Annotated in this window: 15 protein-coding genes; 9 read left to right on the top strand and 6 right to left on the bottom strand. The window is 66.4% G+C overall.

Annotated elements, in window-relative coordinates:
* Nucleotides 1–168: 168 nt before the first annotated feature.
* Entirely contained in the window at nt 169–1,941 is a 1,773-nt protein-coding gene (locus A9J21_RS00590) for a glycosyltransferase family 39 protein (RefSeq protein WP_066730870.1), read from the bottom strand.
* Between the two features lie 218 nt (nt 1,942–2,159).
* Here A9J21_RS00590 and A9J21_RS00585 point away from each other — a divergent pair, with 218 nt between their 5' ends.
* The 5 genes from A9J21_RS00585 (at nt 2,160) to A9J21_RS00565 (ending at nt 7,106) form a co-directional block, all read left to right on the top strand.
* Nucleotides 2,160–2,879 carry a response regulator transcription factor gene (locus A9J21_RS00585; RefSeq protein ID WP_066730869.1) on the top strand — a complete coding sequence of 240 codons (720 nt, stop codon included), beginning with the start codon at nt 2,160–2,162 and terminating at the stop codon, nt 2,877–2,879.
* Nucleotides 2,876–4,261, top strand: a complete 1,386-nt coding sequence (locus tag A9J21_RS00580; protein WP_066730866.1) for an ATP-binding protein — start codon at nt 2,876–2,878, stop codon at nt 4,259–4,261. Before A9J21_RS00585 ends, A9J21_RS00580 begins: the two co-directional genes overlap by 4 nt.
* Complete coding sequence (gene chrA, locus A9J21_RS00575; RefSeq protein WP_066730863.1) at nt 4,258–5,448, top strand: chromate efflux transporter; 1,191 nt, start codon at nt 4,258–4,260, stop codon at nt 5,446–5,448. The genes A9J21_RS00580 and chrA overlap by 4 nt, the downstream gene beginning before the upstream one ends.
* Before the next feature lie 28 nt (nt 5,449–5,476).
* Nucleotides 5,477–5,956: a DUF2269 domain-containing protein gene (locus A9J21_RS00570; protein WP_066730861.1), complete on the top strand. Its 480-nt coding sequence runs from the start codon at nt 5,477–5,479 to the stop codon at nt 5,954–5,956.
* 73 nt (nt 5,957–6,029) lie between these two features.
* A complete protein-coding gene (locus A9J21_RS00565; RefSeq protein WP_066730859.1) occupies nt 6,030–7,106 on the top strand; it encodes a saccharopine dehydrogenase family protein in 1,077 nt (358 codons plus the stop codon).
* A gap of 15 nt (nt 7,107–7,121) precedes the next feature.
* Here the strand turns inward: A9J21_RS00565 and A9J21_RS00560 are convergent, their stop codons facing one another.
* The gene (locus tag A9J21_RS00560; RefSeq protein WP_231906767.1) at nt 7,122–7,565 is read right to left on the bottom strand and encodes a VOC family protein; all 444 of its coding nucleotides are present in this window, start codon (nt 7,563–7,565) and stop codon (nt 7,122–7,124) included.
* Nucleotides 7,566–7,642: 77 nt separating this feature from the next.
* Here A9J21_RS00560 and A9J21_RS00555 point away from each other — a divergent pair, with 77 nt between their 5' ends.
* Both A9J21_RS00555 and A9J21_RS00550 read left to right on the top strand, forming a co-directional pair.
* The gene (locus tag A9J21_RS00555) at nt 7,643–8,236 is read left to right on the top strand and encodes a TetR/AcrR family transcriptional regulator (RefSeq protein ID WP_066730858.1); all 594 of its coding nucleotides are present in this window, start codon (nt 7,643–7,645) and stop codon (nt 8,234–8,236) included.
* 2 nt (nt 8,237–8,238) lie between these two features.
* On the top strand, nt 8,239–8,907 hold the full coding sequence (locus A9J21_RS00550) for a DUF2459 domain-containing protein (protein ID WP_066730857.1): 669 nt from the start codon (nt 8,239–8,241) through the stop codon (nt 8,905–8,907).
* Between the two features lie 285 nt (nt 8,908–9,192).
* Here the strand turns inward: A9J21_RS00550 and katG are convergent, their stop codons facing one another.
* On the bottom strand, nt 9,193–11,346 hold the full coding sequence (katG, locus tag A9J21_RS00545; RefSeq protein ID WP_231906766.1) for a catalase/peroxidase HPI: 2,154 nt from the start codon (nt 11,344–11,346) through the stop codon (nt 9,193–9,195).
* 980 nt (nt 11,347–12,326) lie between these two features.
* Here katG and A9J21_RS00540 point away from each other — a divergent pair.
* On the top strand, nt 12,327–12,659 hold the full coding sequence (locus tag A9J21_RS00540) for a hypothetical protein (RefSeq protein ID WP_066730853.1): 333 nt from the start codon (nt 12,327–12,329) through the stop codon (nt 12,657–12,659).
* A gap of 183 nt (nt 12,660–12,842) precedes the next feature.
* Here the strand turns inward: A9J21_RS00540 and A9J21_RS00535 are convergent, their stop codons facing one another.
* Nucleotides 12,843–13,922 carry a porin gene (locus A9J21_RS00535; RefSeq protein ID WP_066730852.1) on the bottom strand — a complete coding sequence of 360 codons (1,080 nt, stop codon included), beginning with the start codon at nt 13,920–13,922 and terminating at the stop codon, nt 12,843–12,845.
* Nucleotides 13,923–14,240: 318 nt separating this feature from the next.
* On the opposite strand from A9J21_RS00535, the gene A9J21_RS00530 reads away from it, so the two are divergent.
* Nucleotides 14,241–16,691 carry a penicillin-binding protein 1A gene (locus A9J21_RS00530; RefSeq protein WP_066730851.1) on the top strand — a complete coding sequence of 817 codons (2,451 nt, stop codon included), beginning with the start codon at nt 14,241–14,243 and terminating at the stop codon, nt 16,689–16,691.
* A 52-nt stretch (nt 16,692–16,743) separates the two neighbouring features.
* Here A9J21_RS00530 and A9J21_RS00525 read toward each other — a convergent pair whose 3' ends face one another.
* A complete protein-coding gene (locus A9J21_RS00525; protein ID WP_066730845.1) occupies nt 16,744–17,535 on the bottom strand; it encodes an EAL domain-containing protein in 792 nt (263 codons plus the stop codon).
* Between the two features lie 236 nt (nt 17,536–17,771).
* On the bottom strand, nt 17,772–19,076 hold the full coding sequence (locus tag A9J21_RS00520) for a DUF1501 domain-containing protein (protein ID WP_066730843.1): 1,305 nt from the start codon (nt 19,074–19,076) through the stop codon (nt 17,772–17,774).
* Between the last annotated feature and the right edge of the window lie 19 nt (nt 19,077–19,095).

The raw sequence follows: 19,095 nt of genomic DNA, 5'->3' as shown, positions 1-19,095 counted from the left end.
GCCGTAGACCTCCCACTGCGTGGTTTCCAGGATGCGGCGCGTCAGGTGGTGGCCGATGAAGCCGTTGACGCCAAGAATCAGGACTCGCTTCTGCTGCATGGATCGGGAATCTTTCAAAACGAAAAAGGGCCGCGCGTGTCGGCCAAAACGGGTAGTTCGGAGTTCGGTCTAGTGCGCCGGCGGCGGCATCGGGACCGGGACGTTTGTCACCACCACGCGGCGCCAGTCGCGCGCCACCACGTAGAGCGGAATGCTGGGCGACAGTTCCAGGTAGGTCTGGGGCGACATCACGGCCATCGCGCGCTCGCCCTGCTTCCAGACCTTTGCGAAGGCGGCCACGTCGGGCACCCAGCGCTGCGGTTCCATCGTGGTGCCAAACGTCAGTTCGTCAGCCGCGCCCACCATTGTCAACGGGTGGCCCAGGTAGAACGGCAGCGTGTGATCCAGCATGTTGACGCCGTAGAGCTTCATGCCCGGCGTCAGGCGCTGGTGGATCTGCGGCACCAGTTCGGCACCCGATGCAGGTCCGCCCACCGTCTCGTGGCCGAGCAGCGCCGCGGTGAAACCCATGTACATGCCCAGCGCGTAGACGGCCACGCTGGGCAGCACGCCACCCCGCCGCAGCAGCACGCGCGCCGCCATGATCGCCAGCAGCATGATCACGAAGGCAACGGCCACCCAGACGGCATAGGCGCGGTAGAAACTATTTGGCGTGTGGTTGGCGTTGAGCGTGGCGACGATCGGGCTTGCCAGCAATCCGCAGATGGCGACGATCGCCATGGCCCGCAGCTGGCGGCCCCATGCGCGGGCATCCATGCGATCCAGCGCCACGCCGGCCAGGATGCCCAGCGCCGGGAACACCGGCACGATATAGCCAGGCAGCTTGGAGCGCGACAGGCTGAAGAACACGAAGATGGCAATGGCCCAGATGCCCGCCATCAGCGCCGGGCGGAAACGCGGGCCGGCGGTGACGTCCTCGGCCGGGGCCGCGCTGCGCATGGCCTTCCACAGCCGGGGGAACAGCCCTGCCCAGGGCAGGAAACCGGCCAGCACCAGCGGCACGAAGTAGACGATCGGGCCGCCGCGCGAGTGCACGCCGGACGTATAGCGCTGCCAGTGCTCGTGGATAAAGAAGAAATTCAGGAATTCGGGATTGCGCTCGGACACCAGGTAGAACCAGGGCATGGCGATGACCAGCATGGTCACCGCACCGGCCGTCAGGTGCAGCCTGCGCCACAAACGCCAGTCTCGCGTGACCAGCGTATAGACCACCAGCACCAGCCCCGGCAGCGCGATGCCGACCAGGCCCTTGGTCAGGATTGCCACGCCCATGGCCGCCCAGCACGCCACCATCCAGCCCAGCCGGCTGGCCGGCGAGGCGCCCGGATGCTGGGCCACCAGCATGCAGGCCAGGATGCAGGCCATCACGCCGGCCAGCGTCATGTCGAGGGTATTGAAGTGCGCAGCCACGCTCCACATCGGCGCCGCCAGCAGCGCCAGACCGGCAAACGCGGCGGCGCGCGGGCCAAACCAGCGCCAGGTTGCCAGCATCGACATGCCGATGCCCAGCAGGCCGGCCATTGCCACGGTCAGGCGCGCCTGCCATTCGCCCACGCCAAACAGCGCATAGGTCACGGCGGTTGCCCACATGTGGAAGGGTGGCTTTTCGAAGTACTTGAGCGCGTTGTAGCGGATGGTGACCCAGTCGCCCGTAGCGAACATCTCGCGCGAGATTTCCGCGTAGCGCCCTTCGTCCGGGCCTACCAGGTGGCGCAGGCCAAGTGTGCCAAACCATACCAGCAGCGCCACTGCCACGAACAGCGCCGTCCAGCCGGCCACGGCGGACAGGCGCCCGGCACCCGCGCTGGCCGGCAATGAAACCGGTTCGACGCGGTCAGCCACATCGTGCGTGATGCGTTGCTTGCTAGATGGAGAGTGCATGTAGGGTCAGAAAGGCTTCGTGCAGGCTGCGTTTTTGCCCGATGTAGCGGGGACGCGCATTGATCTCGAAGAAGAGATCGCGAAGATTAGGGAATCTGCCTTAATTTCAGATTAAGCGTGCACCTGACCCGTCCCGATGCTACGCTTTGACCGCTTGAAGTGCGTCATGCGCCCCGTTTCAATCGATACCTACAAACAGCCGTTTCAAGCAGTTGCTCATGAGAATACTGATCGTTGAAGACGACCCCATGCTGGGCGACGGCATGCAGCGTGGCCTGAAGCTGATGGGCCACGCGGTGGACTGGTTCCGAACCGGGGCCGACGCCGACCGCGCCATTGCCGCCATGCACTACGACGCCGTGCTGCTGGACCTGGGCCTGCCCGACCAGGACGGCGTGACGCTGCTTTCGCGCTGGCGCAACCAGGGCCGCCAGACGCCCGTGGTGGTGCTGACCGCCCGCGACGCCGTGCAAAGCCGCATCAGCGGCCTGGACGCCGGCGCCGACGACTACCTGATCAAACCCGTCGATCTCGACGAACTGGCCGCCCGCCTGCGCGCGGTCACGCGCCGCTCGGCCGGCATGCCCGAGCCGGTCTGGCGCCATGGCCCGCTTGAATACCACCCGGCCGCCCGGCTGGCGGTCTGGCAGGGCAAGTCGGTGGACCTGACCAGCCGCGAGTCGATGCTGCTGGAACTGCTGCTGGCCCACCCCAACCGCGTGCTCACGCGCGAATTCCTGCGCGACAAGCTCTACGAGTGGGAAAAAGGTTCCGAGAGCAACACGCTCGAAGTCCATATCCACCACCTGCGGCGCAAGATCCATCCCGGCATCGTGCGCACGCTGCGCGGCGCGGGCTACACGCTCGGCACGCTCGACGCACTGGAAACGCCCACGACCGAAAGCGGCAACGTGGGCAGCAACGAGGACGATGCATGACCCTGCAGCGGCGGCTGATACTGGTCGTGCTGGCGTCGGTGGCCTTTGCCTGGGTGCTCACCAGCTTCATGATCTTCCTGAACGCGCGCATGGAGATCAACGAGTTCTATGACACCGCCATGGTGCGCATGGCGCAGCAGATGCAGGCGGTGCTGCCGCTGATCGGCACGGGCGCGGTGCCGCCGCAGCCCCAGCCGGACGGCATGGCACCCGGCGATACCGACCTGGGCGACCTGGGCGCCGCCGGGCTTGGCGACATGGCGATTGCCACCTGGCGCGGCACCGGCCAGCCGTTCCATATCGATCCCGACGGCGACCGCCTGCCGCGGCTGCCCGGCGTGCGCGGTTTTACCGACCGGCAGATAGACGGCGTGCCGTGGCGGCTCTACTACCTGGATGAACCGGTGGCCGGGTGGCGCGTCTGCGTGGGCCAGATCATGGCCGAACGCGAGGAACTCGTCTGGTCGTACCTGCAGGCGCAGGTGCTGCCGTGGGTGGTGGGCCTGCCGCTGCTGACCACGCTGCTGGTGTGGGGTATCCGCCGGATGCTGCATCCGATGCTGGCGCTCTCGCACACCATCGCCACGCGCGCCCCGGGCGACCCCACGCCGATTTCGCTGGATGACGCGCCGCCCGAACTGGCTCCGCTGGTGCACGCGATGAACCGGCTGCTGGACCGCGTATCGGCCCTGCTGGAACACGAACGCCGGCTGACCGCCGATGCGGCGCACGAGATGCGCACGCCCCTGGCCGCCCTGAAGGCGCAGTGGGATGTGGCCCGGCGTTCGCCAGACCCTGCCGAGCGCGCCCAGGCGGCCATCAACGTGGAAGCCGGCATCGACCGCCTGAGCCACCTGGTGTCGCAGTTGCTGACCATGAGCCGGCTCGAGGACGTGAATGGACCGCCCTCGCGCAGTGCCGTGAACTGGCGCGACGTGTCGCAGCATGTGCTGTCCGACTGCCTGATGCTGTCCGAACGCCGGCATGTCGACATGGAGATCATCTGGCCGCAGGCGGATGCAAAGCCCATCGACGTATGCGGCGATCCCACGCTGCTTGGCACCATGCTGCGCAACCTGATGGACAACGCGTTGCGCTACAGCCCGGCGGGGTCCACGGTCACGCTGGCCTTCGAGCCCGACCGCATCGTGGTGGCCGACCGCGGGCCGGGTGTGCAGCCCGACCAGCTGGCGCGGCTGGGCAGCCGCTTCTTCCGGGGCGGCTCGCAGCATGAGCAGGGCACGGGGCTCGGCATCTCCATCGCGCGGCGCATTGCCGAACTGCATGGGCTGTCGATCGACCTTGCCAACCGGCCCGTGCCGGAAGGCACCGGGCTGGTGGCAACCATCCGCGTCAACAACACCGAGGTGCGTCAGGCATGAGCGCAGCGTGGGAAGTATTTGTGGTGTTCCTGCGCCTGGGCCTGACGTCGTTTGGCGGCCCGGTGGCGCACCTTGGGTATTTTCGCGAGGCGTTCGTGGCGCAGCGCCGCTGGCTTAGCGAACAGGCCTATGCCGATATCGTCGCGCTTTGCCAGTTCCTGCCCGGCCCGGCCAGCAGCCAGGTGGGCATGGTCGTGGGCCTGTCGCGCGCCGGATACCTGGGCGCGCTGGCCGCGTGGATCGGCTTCACGCTGCCTTCGGCCGTGGCACTGATCCTGTTTGCGCTGGGCCTGTCGCACTACGGCAACCTGATGCCGGCCGGCGCGCTGCATGGCCTCAAGGTGGCGGCGGTGGCCGTGGTGGCGCAGGCGGTCTGGGGCATGGCCCGATCGCTCTGCCCCGACGCGCCGCGCATCACGCTGATGGCGCTGGCCGCCGTGGCGGTCAGCCTGGTGCCGTCGCCGGCTTGCCAGCTGGGCGTGATGGTGGTGGCCGGCCTGATCGGCGCGCGCCGGTTCCGCAGCAATGCCGCCGTGCCCCACGAACCGCTGGCGGTGCCGGTGGGCCATGGCGTGGCGCTGATGTGCCTGGCGGCCTTCGCGATGCTGCTGGTGGGATTGCCGTTTGCCGCGCGCGCGTCGGGCGACCACGCGGTGGCCCTGTTCAGCGCCTTCTACCGGGCCGGCGCGCTGGTGTTCGGCGGCGGCCATGTCGTGCTGCCGCTGCTGCAGGCGGCCGTGGTGCCGCCGGGCTGGATCGACAACGATACGTTCCTGGCCGGCTACGGCGCCGCCCAGGCCGTGCCGGGCCCGCTGTTCACGTTCGCCGCATTCCTGGGCGCCGCCGGAACGCTGGCGCCCAATGGCTGGGCCGGCGGCGCGCTCTGCGTGATAGCCATCTTCACGCCATCGTTCCTGCTGGTCTTCGGCGCACTGCCCTTCTGGGAGCGATTGCGCCGCCATGGCGCCACGCGCGCGGCGCTGGCGGGGATCAACGCGGCCGTGGTGGGGCTGCTGCTGGCGGCCCTATACCATCCGGTCTGGACCAGCGCCGTGCTGGCCCCGGCGGACTTCGCGCTGGCCCTGCTGGCGCTGGTTGCCCTGGCCGTCTGGCGCGCACCGCCATGGGCCGTGGTGCTGGCATGCGCGCTGGCCGGATGGGGCCTGCAGGCTGCGGGCATCGCATAACACCGCCATCGATGACCAGAACGACAACGTGAATCTCTACCTGACACTGAAGACCGTCCACATCCTGTCGTCGGTGGTGCTGGTAGGCACGGGATTCGGCACCGCGTTCTATTTCTTCTTTGCCAACCGCACGCGCTCGGTGCCGGTGATCGCCGCTGTATCGCGACTGGTGGTACGTGCCGACTGGTGGTTCACCACGCCGGCCGTGATCGTGCAGCCGCTGACGGGCTTCTGGCTTGCGCACCTGGCCGGCTGGCCATGGCATACCCCGTGGATTCTCGCGGCTATCGTGCTCTACGTGCTGGCCGGCATCTGCTGGCTGCCGGTTGTCTGGCTGCAGGTGCGGCTGGCACGCATGGCCGCCGTGGCGAGCCAGGCCGGCACGCCGCTGCCCGCCGGATACTGGCGCGACGCACGACGCTGGGAGACCCTGGGCTACCCCGCCTTCGCGGCCATGGTCGCGGTCTATTTCCTGATGGTGTTCAAGCCCGCGCTGGTGCCGGGCTGAGGGCCACCACGAGTGCGGCGACGCCGGGGCGACGGCAGCAACAACAACCACAATAACCACAACAAGGCACGACATGCGGGTCATCGTACTGGGCGGGATGGGCAACTTTGGCGCGCGCATCTGCCGCGCACTGGCGGAAGTAGCGGGAATCGAATGCATCGCCGCGAGCCGCAGCGCCAGGCCCGGGCCGCACACGGCGGCCATCGACATGAATGCCGGCGACTTTGCGCCGCAACTTGCAGCCTTGCGGCCCGACCTGGTGATCCATTGTGCCGGGCCGTTCCAGGGCCAGGACTACCGCGTGGCCGAAGCCGCCTGCGCGGCGGGTGCGCACTATATCGACCTGTCCGATGGACGCGACTTCGTGGCCGGCTTTGCCGGCGCGCTCGATGCCCGGGCGCGTGCCGCCGGCGTGTGTGCCGTCAGCGGGGCCAGCAGCGTGCCGGGGCTGTCGTCGGCCGTGGTGGACCGGCTGGCGCAGGACTTTGCCAGCATCGACGACATCCAGATTTCAATCGCCCCGGGCCAGCAGGCACCGCGCGGCGCGGCCACGCTGCAGGCGGTGTTCGGCTATGCGGGTGCGCCTGTACCCCGGTTGCGCGACGGAAGCTGGCAATTGGCACATGGCTGGCAGAACATCCGCGCGCAGCATTTCGACGGGCTGGGCACGCGCTGGTCGGCCACTTGCGATGTGCCGGACCTGGCGCTGTTCCCGCTGCGCTATGCCGGCGTGCAAACAGTTGAATTTCGCGCGGCGCTGGAACTCAGGAGCCAGCACGCGGTGCTGTGGGCGGCCGCCACGCTACGCCGGCTGGGGCTGCCGCTGCCGCTGGCACGTCATGCCGGCTGGCTCAACCGGGTGTCCAGCCGCTTGCTGGACCGTTTCGGCAGTCCGCACGGCGGCATGCTGGTGCGTGTGAGCGGCACCCGTGCAGACGGCCAGCCCGGTATCTCGACCTGGTCGCTGACCGCGCCCGACGGCAACGGCCCGGAAATCCCCTGCATGGCAACGCTGCTACTGGCCGGCCAGCTGGCGGACGGCACGCTGCTGGCGCGTGGCGCCATGCCTTGCATGGGCTTGCTGACACTGGATGCCTTCACGCCCCACTTCGACCAATGGGGCATGCGCACGCGCATCGACACGGCCTGACCGGCTCGCCGTGGCTCAGCCCGGTAGCGCGCCGGCGTCGTACTGGGCGGCAAACTCGGCTGATGGCGCAATCGGCGTGATGATGTCGAGCATGACGCCGTTCGGATCGGCAGTGATGAAATGGCGCTGCCCGAACGCCTCGTCGCGCAACGGCAGCAGAATCGGCAAGCCAGCGCGCTGTATCCGCGCGTGCACGGCATCCACATCCTCCACTTCGAAATTGAGCAGCAGCCCGGCCGCCGTCTTGCCGCGCCCCGCCTCGGGGATGGTGTCATGGCTGGCATCGAGGATAGCCAGGTTGACGCTGGCGTCGGTGTGCGACTGCAGATGGACATACCAGTCGGCCGTGAACAGCGGACGAAATCCGAAGTGCGTGGCGTAGAACGACGCAGTGCCGGGCACATCGCTGGTCATGATGACCGGGTAAAAGCTGGTTGTTTTCACTGTTGCGGGTTCCATGGCTGGCTCCTGGGCTGGCGTTGACGTAACATACAGCGTGTATCTTTTCTGGATTTTATAACATACAGGCTGTATGTATGGAAGATAAAAAAACACGCTCGAACCAGGAGCGGACGGCCGCCACACGCGGCGCGCTGCTGGCTGCGGCCCGCGACCTGCTGATCCGCAAGGGCTATGCGGCGACGTCGACACCCGAAATCGTGGCGGCCGCCGGCATCACGCGCGGTGCGCTCTACCACCACTTTGCCGACAAGCAGGACCTGTTCCGCGCCATCCTGGAAGACGAGGCGTGCGCCGTGGCCGCCGATATCGAGAGCGCCGCACCGGTTGACCTGCCGGCGCGCGAGGCGCTGCTGGCGGGCAGCCTGGCTTATCTGAAGGCGATGACCGCCCCGGGGCGCACGCAACTGCTGCTGATCGACGGCCCCGCCGTGCTCGGCAGCGCCGCCATGTTCGCGCTGGACGCCCGCCACGCCGGCCGCACGCTGCGCGAAGGGCTGCGGGCCGCCGTGGGCCATGGCCTGCCGGAAGACACCCCGGTCGACGCGCTGGCTGCGCTGCTATCCGCCGCATTCGACCGCGCGGCGCTGGAAATCGAGGCCGGCGGCGATCCGGGCCAGTTCCAGGCGGCGATGGCGAGACTGATCGAGCGCACGGTGGCGGCCGCCTGACCATGCCCCGGCGCCTGCGCATCGCCCTGACCTGCGCGGCCACGATGTTGGCCGTGTCCGGCTGCGCAATGGTGCCAGCGGCCGTGGCAGCGCCGGCGGCCACCACCATCTCGGTGGTCGAACGCGACTGGCACACCGATGTCTGCCTGCGCACCGTCGACGCCGACGCTCAACTGCTGCGGCTGGCGCGCGGCTATGACGGCTCCACCTTTCTCTGCTTCGGCTTCGGCGACCGTCACTACCTGATCAGCCGCGAGCGCGGTCCGGTGACGCTGCTGTCGGCCCTGCTACCGGGCGATGGCGCGATCCTGCTGACCATCCTGCGCGATACGCCGGCCGCCGCATTCGGCGCGGGCAATGTGGTGGATCTGGAAGTGGACGCAGCCGGCATCGAACGCCTGCGCGCCTTCCTGAACCGGACGGTCCAGGAAAATGAAGCGGGCGAGCCGCTGGGACTGGGCAACGGCCCTTACCCCGGCGGACTCTATTTCGGCGCCACGGCACGCTACAACGGCTTCTACACCTGCAATACGTGGACCACCGACGCGCTGCGCGAGGCGGGCATCCCCATGCACGGCCCGGTGCTGTTCGCCGAGGGCGTCATGCGGCAGGTGCGGGAGCTGGCGGCCGCTCGGCAAGCCGCGCCGGCGGCGGACAGCCCGGCGCCCTAGCAGGGTCCGGGGTTGCACACCGTGGTCGCGCTACCGGCGGGCGTGACCACGGTGGACGATTGCGGTGGATTGGGATCGCTGCTGCTGATCGATACGCAGCCGGCAAGGCCAACCGGCAGCAGCAGGAGAACGGCAATTCGGGCAATTCGGGCGACTCGGCGCAGTGGCATGGCTGGCTCCCCCGCGTGCGGGAAGGCACGCGACAGAGCCAGTATAGGTATCCACGTTCAGATTGCGACACCTGCGACACGTCATTCGTGCCGGTCGCGCCCTTCGCACCGACGATCAGTGCCGATCGAAGCGGTCCAGGTTCATGACCTTGACCCATGCCCTGGCGAAGTCCTCGGCGAACTTCTGCTTGCTGTCGTCAGAGCCATAGACCTCTGCGACGGCGCGCAGCTCGGCGTTGGAACCAAACACCAGGTCGACCGGAGTCGCCTGCCACCTGACCTTGCCGGTGGCACGATCGCGCCCCTCATACATGCCCGCATCCGTGGCCGACTTCGACCATTTGGTCGACATATCCAGCAGATTGACGAAGAAGTCGTTGCTCAGGGTGCCGGGCCGATCCGTGAACACGCCATGGCGGGTGCCGCCGGCATTGGCGTCCAGCGCCCGCATGCCACCGAGCAGAACCGTCATCTCGGGCACCCTCAGGTTCAGGTAGCTCGCGCGTTCCACCAGCATTTCCGCTGGCGAGCGGGGACTCTGCTTGCCGTAGTAGTTACGGAAACCATCGGCCACCGGCTCCAGCACCGCGAAGGACTGGACACTCGTCTGTTCCGCCGACGCATCCATGCGGCCCGGCGTGAACGGCACGTCCACCTTGTGGCCGCCATTGCGGGCCGCCTCTTCCACGGCCGCCGTCCCGCCCAGCACGATCATGTCGGCCAGCGAAATCTTCTTGCCGCTGGCCTGCTGTGCCTGATTGAAATCCTTCTGGACGGCCTCCAGGCGGGTCAGCACCCTGGCAAGCTCGGCCGGGTCGTTCACGCCCCAATCCTTCTGCGGCGCCAGGCGAATGCGCGCGCCGTTCGCGCCACCACGCATGTCCGTCACCCGGAAGGTTGCCGCCGATGCCCAGGCCGTCCGGACCAGTTCCGGGATGGTCAGATCGGACGCCAGGATCGTGGTCTTGAGCTGCGCAATGTCGTTGTCGTCCACCAGGGGGTGATCGACCCTGGGGATCGGGTCCTGCCAGATCAGATCCTCCTTGGGCACTTCGGCCCCGAGGTAGCGGGACTTGGGCCCGAGGTCGCGATGCATGAGCTTGAACCATGCCCTGGCGAACGCGTCTTCGAATTCCTTCGGATTCTCAAGGAACCGCTTCGAGATCTTTTGATACGCCGGATCCATTTTCAGCGCGATGTCCGTGGTGAACATCATCAGCTTGTGCCGCTTCCGGGGATCGTGCGCATCCGGCACAAAATTGACGCTCGCGTTGTTCCTGGGCACCCACTGGATTGCACCGCCGGGGCCCCGGCTCGTTTCCCAGTCGAAGCTGTAGAGCCACGTCAGGAATTCATGGGTCCAGCGGGTCGGGTTGGTCGACCATGCACCTTCCAGGCCGCTGCTGACGGTATCGACGCCCACGCCCGTGCCGCATTTGCCGGTCCAGCCCAGACCCTGCTCTTCCACGCCTGCGGCGGCGGGCTCCTTCCCCACGCACGACGCCGGCTTGTGCGCGCCGTGCGCCTTGCCAAACGTGTGTCCACCGGCGATCAGCGCAACGGTATCCACATCGTCCATGCTCATGCGACCGAAGGTCTCGCGAATCTCCTTGGCCGAGGCCAGGGGATCGGGCTTGCCGCCCGGACCCTCGGGGTTCACGTAGATCAGCCCCATCTCCGTTGCCGCAAGCGGCTTTCGCAGCACTCCCTTGGCATCGGTGCGCTGGTGGGCGAGCATTTTCTTTTCCGGGCCCCAGTTCACCATCTCGGCTTCCCAGTCGTCCAAGCGACCGCCAGCGTAGCCAAAGGTCTTGAAGCCCATCTCTTCCAGGGCCACGTTACCGGCCAGGACCATCAGGTCACCCCAGGAAATCTTCTGCCCGTATTTCTGCTTGACCGGCCACAGCAGCCGCCGCGCCTTGTCCAGGCCGACGTTGTCCGGCCAGCTGTTGAGCGGCTCGAAACGCTGCTGGGCGCCGGAAGCGCCACCCCGGCCATCGAAAACGCGATAGACGCCCGCGCCATGCCAGGCCATCCGGATAAAGAACGGGCCGTAGCTGCCAAAATCTGCCGGCCACCACGGCTGGGAAGTCTTCATGACCACGGCGATATCGCGCTTGACCGCCGCCAGATCGAGGGTCTTGAACGCCTCCGCGTAATTGAAGGCCTTGCCCATCGGATCGGATTCCGCCGAATTGAATCGCAGCGGCTGCAGGTCCAGCTGTTCCGGCCACCAGAAGCTGTTCGGCGTCACGTCTGTTTTCGCCATCAGCGGAGCGGTATATAGCGCGGCAGACACAGCAACGGTTAGCACCGAAATTTTTAAGGTTTTTCCGATGTTCATGGAATATTAACTCCTTGTAGTTGGTTGCAAAAGCCGCTGCCGTGATGCAAATGAATTGGAATGCAAAATGGGGACATCCATCGACCATGGTATGGATTTGAGCAATCCGCATACGGGATTCCCATACAGCCGCCAGTGCGGCTATTTGCATCCGGGCAAAGAGATCGGCTTCTTCTCGCGGACTTCCTGTTCCAATCCCGAGACCGTTCCCTGAGTTTGGAACGAGAGAACTGCCGGGGTCGAAAGGAAGCGCTTTGCACTCTACGTGGACATGGCCGTCGCGAAAATTCAATTGTTTCGATTGGCTTGATTAGCCAACTCAATTGGAATCTGTCGCCGGTATCCGGTTTTACTGGCACCGCCCCCGATTAGTGGCGAAAATACTGGCGTTCCGAGTAAATTGGCGCGCGCGAAAAAAGGAAAATGGCCTTCTGTTTCGGGATGACGCAGTCAGTTATTCACAAAAAAGATCATCGCGAAATTGACGCTAATCAATTCAATGCCGATACGGGATAACCGAGGAATAGCGGTGGACTGGTTGGCGGATCTGCCGAAGAGAATGGAGACCCGTGGGGCCGCCCAGAAAGAAATTGAGCCGTCTTGAAGACGGCTCGGATCCCCGCGTACTTGTTGCAACGCAACTGTTCCATAACCGGCGCCTCTGCGGGCGGCCATGAAAGCCTGCCGGAACAAGTTGGCTGCCGGCCCGCGGTGACCCCTCCGGTCACATATGCATTCCCAACGTGTTCAGCCGGGCCAGCGAGATGACATTCTGGCGATGAAATATTTCGGAAATAAGAAGCTGGAGAGCCGCCAGAAGCACAATTGCAGGAATCTCCAGACAAGCGCAACTTCCGGCGCAGTGGCCGATCAGTAGAATGAACCGACCTTACCGGGGAGCCGACATGAAACGTGATCCAGGCGTGGCAACAGAGACCACGGCAGAGGGCCTTGCAGCCCTGATCTACCACATTGCCCATGGCGCCAGCCAAGGCCAGCTCGACCCCGAATTCGTGCGCAAGCTATGCAAGCGCGTGGACAAGGAAATCGAGGCCATGGAGGACACCGACAAACTCACGGCGCCCGATCGTGACCGGCTGCATCATGCGGTACAGACCCTGCGTGCCACGGCCGATGCCGAGGAAGGCGCATTGCTGACCCGGGCGCTGGAGCGCCTGCGTTCGGTCGATGCCGAAGCCAGCAAGGCGAGCCGCCCCGCGGACAGCGCGGCGGCCTGAGGACGGCGCAAGGCGGGCGCAACGGTGCGCAAGACGCGCCCGCATTCGCAATACCGCTGGCATCCCGCCGACACATACCCACGCAGAATGCAGAACGCCCCTCCTCCCGCCAAGCCGGGTGAGGGGCGTTTGTTATCCGGCAGGGCGGGGGGAAAGGCCCCGTCTGCCGGTTGTCTCCCTGCCTTAGAAGCGGTGACGGATACCGACCACGGCGCCGGTCTGATTGGCACCCGGGGTCACCGGAGCCGAGCTGCTCATCGACAGAGCCGACGAGTCCTTGTTCTTCGTGTAGGCCACGTTCAGGTACACGTCGGTACGCTTCGAGAACGAGTAGTCGGCCGACAGCACGAACATCCACGGATCATTGCCGCTGTTATGCGCGTCCTGGTAGTAGGCAGCGCCCGTCAGCGACAGGGCCGGCGTCATGCGATACAGACCACCCAGCCAGTACACGTTGTTGCGCGACGAGGCAGCCGTTGCGCTCGACGTGCCGTCATCACGCATCCAGCGGTAGCCGGCGAACACCTTGGCAACGCCCAGGTCATACGAACCGCCAACGGCCCAGCGCTTGACGGCGCGGTCGTCGGTGGCAACGGTGTTGCCCTGGTACTGGTCGTAGGCGGTGCCCACCGAGAACGCGCCTGCCGTGTAGGCCAGGCCGGCGCCGAAGTTGCGGCCAACCTTGTAGTTGCCCGGCACTTCCGTGCTGCCCGACACGGTCGAATCGCGACCCGTGCTGTAGAAGGCGGTACCGGTCAGGCCACCGAACTTGCCCGTGTACTTGATGGCGTTGTCGGCGCGGCCGTTGAAGGCCGAGTCAACCGAATTCAGCGAGTACTTCGGGCCAACGCCCATCGGGTCGTAGGCGCCGAACAGGTCGTACAGCGAGTTCTGTTGACGACCCAGCGTCACGGCGCCGAAGTTGCCTTGCAGGCCAACGAAGGCCTGGCGGCCGAACAGGCGGCTGCCCTGACCCGACGTGCCGGTGTCGATGTCAAAGCCCGATTCCAGGGTGAAGATGGCCTTCAGGCCGCCACCGAGGTCTTCGGCGCCACGCAGGCCCCAGCGCGAACCGGACATGTTGCCCGAGCTCACCATTGCCTTGCTGCCCGTGGCTGCCGGCGCCGTGCCCGAGTGATTGGCGAATTCGATGCCGGCGTCGACGATGCCGTACAGCGTCACGGAGGTGTTGGACTGTGCCGATGCAACGCCGGAAATAGCGCAGGTACCCGCTGCCGCCAGAGCAAATAGTGCTTTCTTCACTGTGAGTTTCTCGTATTTGTTAAGACATTGAGATGCTTCCCCGTCACAATTCCAGAACGGGGCTACGAGATCGCACTGCCGCTTTCCGAAACGATGACCTGTGGGGGCAGGCGAATTGTTTCAGCTGAATATGAAATCCATGTGTCTGTTGCATCTCAGCAACGGATTGACACCCCCTACTTCAGGGGGAGTTTTGGCGGATGGCAGCGAAGAATGCGGGTTTTCCCCACCCGCCTTTTGGTAGGATGCACACTTTTCCGTGAAAGGCATTTGACAGGTCCGTGACGGTGCGCACCGGCCCTGCCTCGCCTTGCGTCAATGCGCCTGGATTCCTACAAGACCTATATCGCCCCACGGCTTGCCCAGTTCAGGCAGCACCTGCGCCGGCCCACCCGCCGCACGGTACTGCTGGCCCTGGCCGCCGCCCCGGCGCTGTTCCTGCTGTACCTGCTGCTGCTGATCCCGTTTACGCCCGGCATCAGCGACATCCGCAAGGCCAAGTCCGAGCAGCCGGCCCAGGTGCTGTCGGCCGATGGCAAGGAACTGGCCGTCTACCGCTGGGCCAACCGCGACTGGGTCAAGCTGGCCGATATCTCGCCCAATGTCGTCAATGCGCTGATCGCCACCGAGGATCACCGCTTCTACCAGCACTTCGGGCTGGACTGGCGCCGGACCGCATCGGCGGCGCTGCACACGTTCTCGGGCAACCGCCAGGGCGGATCGACCATCACCCAGCAGCTGGCGCGCAACCGCTATCCCGACGAGATCGGCCGGGCCCCGACACTGACGCGCAAGCTCAAGGAAGCCGTCACCGCGCTGAAGATCGAGGCGCTCTATTCCAAGGACGAGATCCTCGAGACGTACCTGAATACGGTGCCGTTCCTGTACAACGCGTTCGGCATCGAGATGGCCGCCCGCACGTACTTCGACAAGTCCGCCCGCCAGCTTGACGTGCTGGAAGCCGCCACGCTGATCGGCATGCTCAAGGGCAACAGCTACTACAACCCGGTGCTGAACCCGCAGCGCGCGCTGGAGCGCCGCAATATCGTGCTGGCGCAGATGGTCAAGTACGGCAAGCTCGACGCTGCCCGCTACCAGACGCTGTCCAGGCGTCCGCTGCGCATCGATTTCGAGCGCCAGATCGAGGAACCGGGCCCGGCTGCCCACTTCGCGCAGCAACTGCGCAAGTGGCTGATCTCGTGGGCCGACAGCAACGACTACAACCTGTACACCGACGGCCTGGTCATTCATACGACCATTGACGCGCGCCTGCAGGCCATGGCCAACCAGGCGCTGGCGCGCCAGGGCAACCAGCTGCAGTCGATTGCCAATGCTGCGTGGGCACCCCGCGCCGGCTGGGCCGAAAGCCGCGGCCTGGTGCAGCAGTTCGTGCGCGAAACGCCCGAGTACCGCGCCGCCGTGGCGGGCGGCCAGACCGATGCCGATGCGCTGAACCACCTGATGCGCGATAACGCGTTCATGCTGAACCTGCGCCAGAGCAAGACCCGCGTGCAGGCCGGCTTCATGGCGCTGGACCCGGCCACCGGCGAGATCCGTGCCTGGGTGGGCAGCCGCGATTTCACCGTGGACGCCTTCGACCACGTGGCCCAGGCGCGCCGCCAGCCCGGCTCCACGTTCAAGCCCTTTGTCTACGGCGCCGCGTTCGCGCGCGGGCAGAGCCCCGACGAAACGTTTATCGACCAGCCCGTGGAGATCAAGCTGGCGGGGGGCGAAATCTGGCGCCCGACCGACGAATCGGCGGCCACCGGACGCGCGATGAGCCTGCGCGACGGCCTGGTCTACTCGAAGAACACCATCACGGCGCAACTGGTGCAGAACCTGGGCGCAGACCGCGTGGCTCGGCTGGCCCGTGCCATGGGCGTGCGCGACAGCAAACTGGAGGAAGTGCCATCTCTGGCGCTGGGCACGAGCCCGGTCACGCTCAAGGAAATGGTCAGCGCGTATGGGACGATCGCCAATGGCGGCCAGTACATCGCGCCATCGATGATCACGCGCATCACGGATCGCGATGGCAAGGAACTGGCCCGCTTCCGCCCCGCATCGCCGGAACGCGCGCTGTCTGCCACCGCCAACGATACGCTGCTGGACGTGATGCGCGACGTGGTCGATCGCGGCACCGGCACGGCCATCCGCTCGCGCTACGGCATTCGCGCCGACGTGGCCGGCAAGACCGGCACGACCCAGGACAACGCCGACGGCTGGTTCATCCTGATGCATCCGCAACTGGTCGCCGGTGCGTGGGTGGGATTCAACGACAGCCGCGTGACCCTGCGCAGCGACTACTGGGGCCAGGGTGCGCACAGCGCGCTGCCCATGGTGGGCGATTTCTTCCAGCACGCGCTGCGCGCCCGCATCGTCGATCCGCGCGCGCGGTTCGCCGAAGTCGACGAGAAGACCTGGTATTCGGGGCTGACCGAAACGGTGCGCGGCTGGTACCAGAAGCTGTTTGCGTCGAACAAGAAGGATGACAACGCGCCGCTGCCGCGCCCGGCACCGCGCCGGCCGGCCCTGCCGGCCACCGACGCCGACGCCATGCCGCCCGCTTCGGCGCCGGCAACCACTGCAGCGGCGGATAACGGCATGGCGCTTGATCCCGGTGAAGTGGTGGAGGCCTCGCCGACAGGCGGACCCGGAGGGCCGGGCGGCCATGAACTGGAAGCATCGAGCGAGCCATCGGCCCCGCCCGTGACGCCATTCCCGGCGCCCTCCTCGACACCCGCAGCCGCGTCGGCACCCGCGCCGCTCTGAGCCGCGTCCCCTGCCGCATGCGGGCAAGGCGCAAGCATCCACCCGACCTGGTTTACTTCGCGAGCCTGAGCCGGCCGCGATGCAGCACCCGCAGCGATGCATCGGACAGCGACAGCGGCGGTTCCGGCGACGGGCGGGCCAGCAGGTAGCCCTGCGCCAGGTCGATACCCAGGTCACGGCACACCAGCAAATCCTCTTCGCGCTCGATTCCCTCGGCAATCAGCCGCGTGCCGGCCGTGCGGGCCAGCTTGCATAGCGCCTGCAGCGCCTCGCGCTGGAACGGCGACGACGCCACGCCGTCGATGATGACGCGCGCAATCTTCACATAATCGGGCTGCAGGGCAATCCACTGCCCCAGGCTGGCGTGGCCCGTGCCATAGTCGTCCAGCGCGAATTGCGCCCCACGGCTGCGGATCGAGAACACCGCCTTGGCAAGCGTTTCAAGCGGCCCCAGCGGCGCCTGTTCGGTCAACTCCAGCACGATGCGGTCAGACTGCAGCCCCTGCGCCTGCAGGAACGTGCGTACGTCGTCGCGGGTGTCCTCGATATCGCGGATCGAATCGGCGCTGTAGTTCAGGAACAGCTTGCCGGGCAGGTCGAACTCCATGAACGCGCGGATCGAGATACGCGCGGCCAGCCGTTCCAGTTCCACGTGCTTGCCTACGCGCGCCGCTTCGGCAAACAGCGCGACAGGGCTCTCCAGCGGCGTTCCCATCGGGCCGCGGATCAGTGCCTCGTATCCAAACACATCGCCCGTGACGAGCGAGCCGATCGGCTGGAAAACCGGCCGCAGCAGTTGTTGTTCGAGGCAATCGGCAATGGATGGCGTCAGGGGTCGCGACAAGGCTTGCACTCAAACTGGCTAGGAATCGTTCTTGTACGAATCATGCAGTGGGCAGATGCCACTCCCACTGCTGGACTATCGGCAAGACCCAGCCCGACTTGAGACATCGCGCCTACTGCTTTGGGAGGGTAAGTGCATCTCCCGCCCTTTCCTGAATGCCCCCCGAAAGCTCCGAAATACTCCTGAAATACCCCTGAAATACCCCTGAAAGCCGCGCCATCAGCCCTGAACGCGGCCTAGACCAGCCCGATATCGCGCGGCCGGGTGCCCGGAAAGACTTGCGCCAGGCGGCGGTCGTCCAGCCCGTAGAGCCTGCGGAACAGCCCGCCCAGCACCGTCCGGTAGTCGTTGAGCACCGGGTAGTCGCGGTTCTGGTTCAGGCTTGACTGGGTAACGCCGACCTGCTCGCCCACGATGCGCCCGCCCCGCACGTTGCCGCCCGCCACCCAGTAAACCGTGCCGTGGCCGTGATCGGTGCCGCGCGTGCCGTTCTCGCGAAAGGTGCGCCCGAACTCGGAGATCGCCACCACGGTGGTATTGCGCCACGCCGGCCCCATTTCCTCGGAAAACCCGGCAATGCCGCGCCCCAGGTTGTCCAGCAGGTTAGCCAGCTGGCCCTGTGCGCCGCCCTGGTTGACGTGCGTGTCCCAGCCGCCCACGTCGATAAAGCCGAGGTTGAATTTCTCGCGCATCAGCCCGGCCATGCGGCGGGCCTCCTGTTCGAATCCGCGCGCCGTCAGCGCCCGCCGGTTGGCCGCCTGCATCTCCTGCATGCGGCCGGACATGGTTTCGCCCGCCGCGCCGTCGCTGGCCGCGCGCATAACCGCCTCGTGCTTGCGCATGGCCTCGGCCTGCTCGGCCACGGTCTGTCGCAGGTCGAAACCTTCGGCGATCAGTGACTCGAAGCGCGTGCCCTTGTACATCTGCGCCAGCGTTTGTGTCTGGTGCGCATCGAACGGTGCGCGGCCGGTGCCCTTGAGCGAGACGTTCGGCACGTTTGCCGTACCGGACAACACCATCGGCAGGCCATCGGTGAACGCCACCGGTGCCGCCTGCCCGCCCATGGCCTGCGTCAGGCGGTTCAGGAAGCCGCTGCCTTTGGGTGTGCCTTCGCCATGGCCGTCGCCGGCCAGGCCCGCCTCGATACCATCCTGGGTTTCAAAGTGACTGCGCGACATGTCGCTGGTGCCCGCGAACGGCACGAACGCAAGCTGCTGGCGCTGCCACATCGGCAACATCGTCGCGCCCAGCGCCGGATGCAGCGCCCAGGCATCGGCGCCCAGCGCCAGCGCGGCAGCTGGGTCGGGCGTGGCGCCCTGCGCCACCGGCCGCCGGATGGCGATATTGGGCCGCGACGCGTAGTAGAAATCGCTCCCTGCCGGCACCAGCACATTGGCCGCGTCATAGCCGCCGCGCAGGAATACCAGCAGAAAGCGCGCATCGGCCTGGGCCGGTAACGCAAACACGCGCGATGACACGGCCGGCAGCGTCAGCGCAAGGCCCGCGCCGCCCATCGTCCTGAGCCAGTGGCGTCGATTCATGATTGCCCCTCTCGTTGGA

Source organism: Cupriavidus sp. D384, from assembly GCF_001652915.1.
Classification (GTDB): Bacteria; Pseudomonadota; Gammaproteobacteria; order Burkholderiales; family Burkholderiaceae; genus Cupriavidus.
The sequence above is the reverse complement of the archived record's forward strand: the minus strand, read 5'-3'. Positions and strand labels throughout refer to the sequence as shown.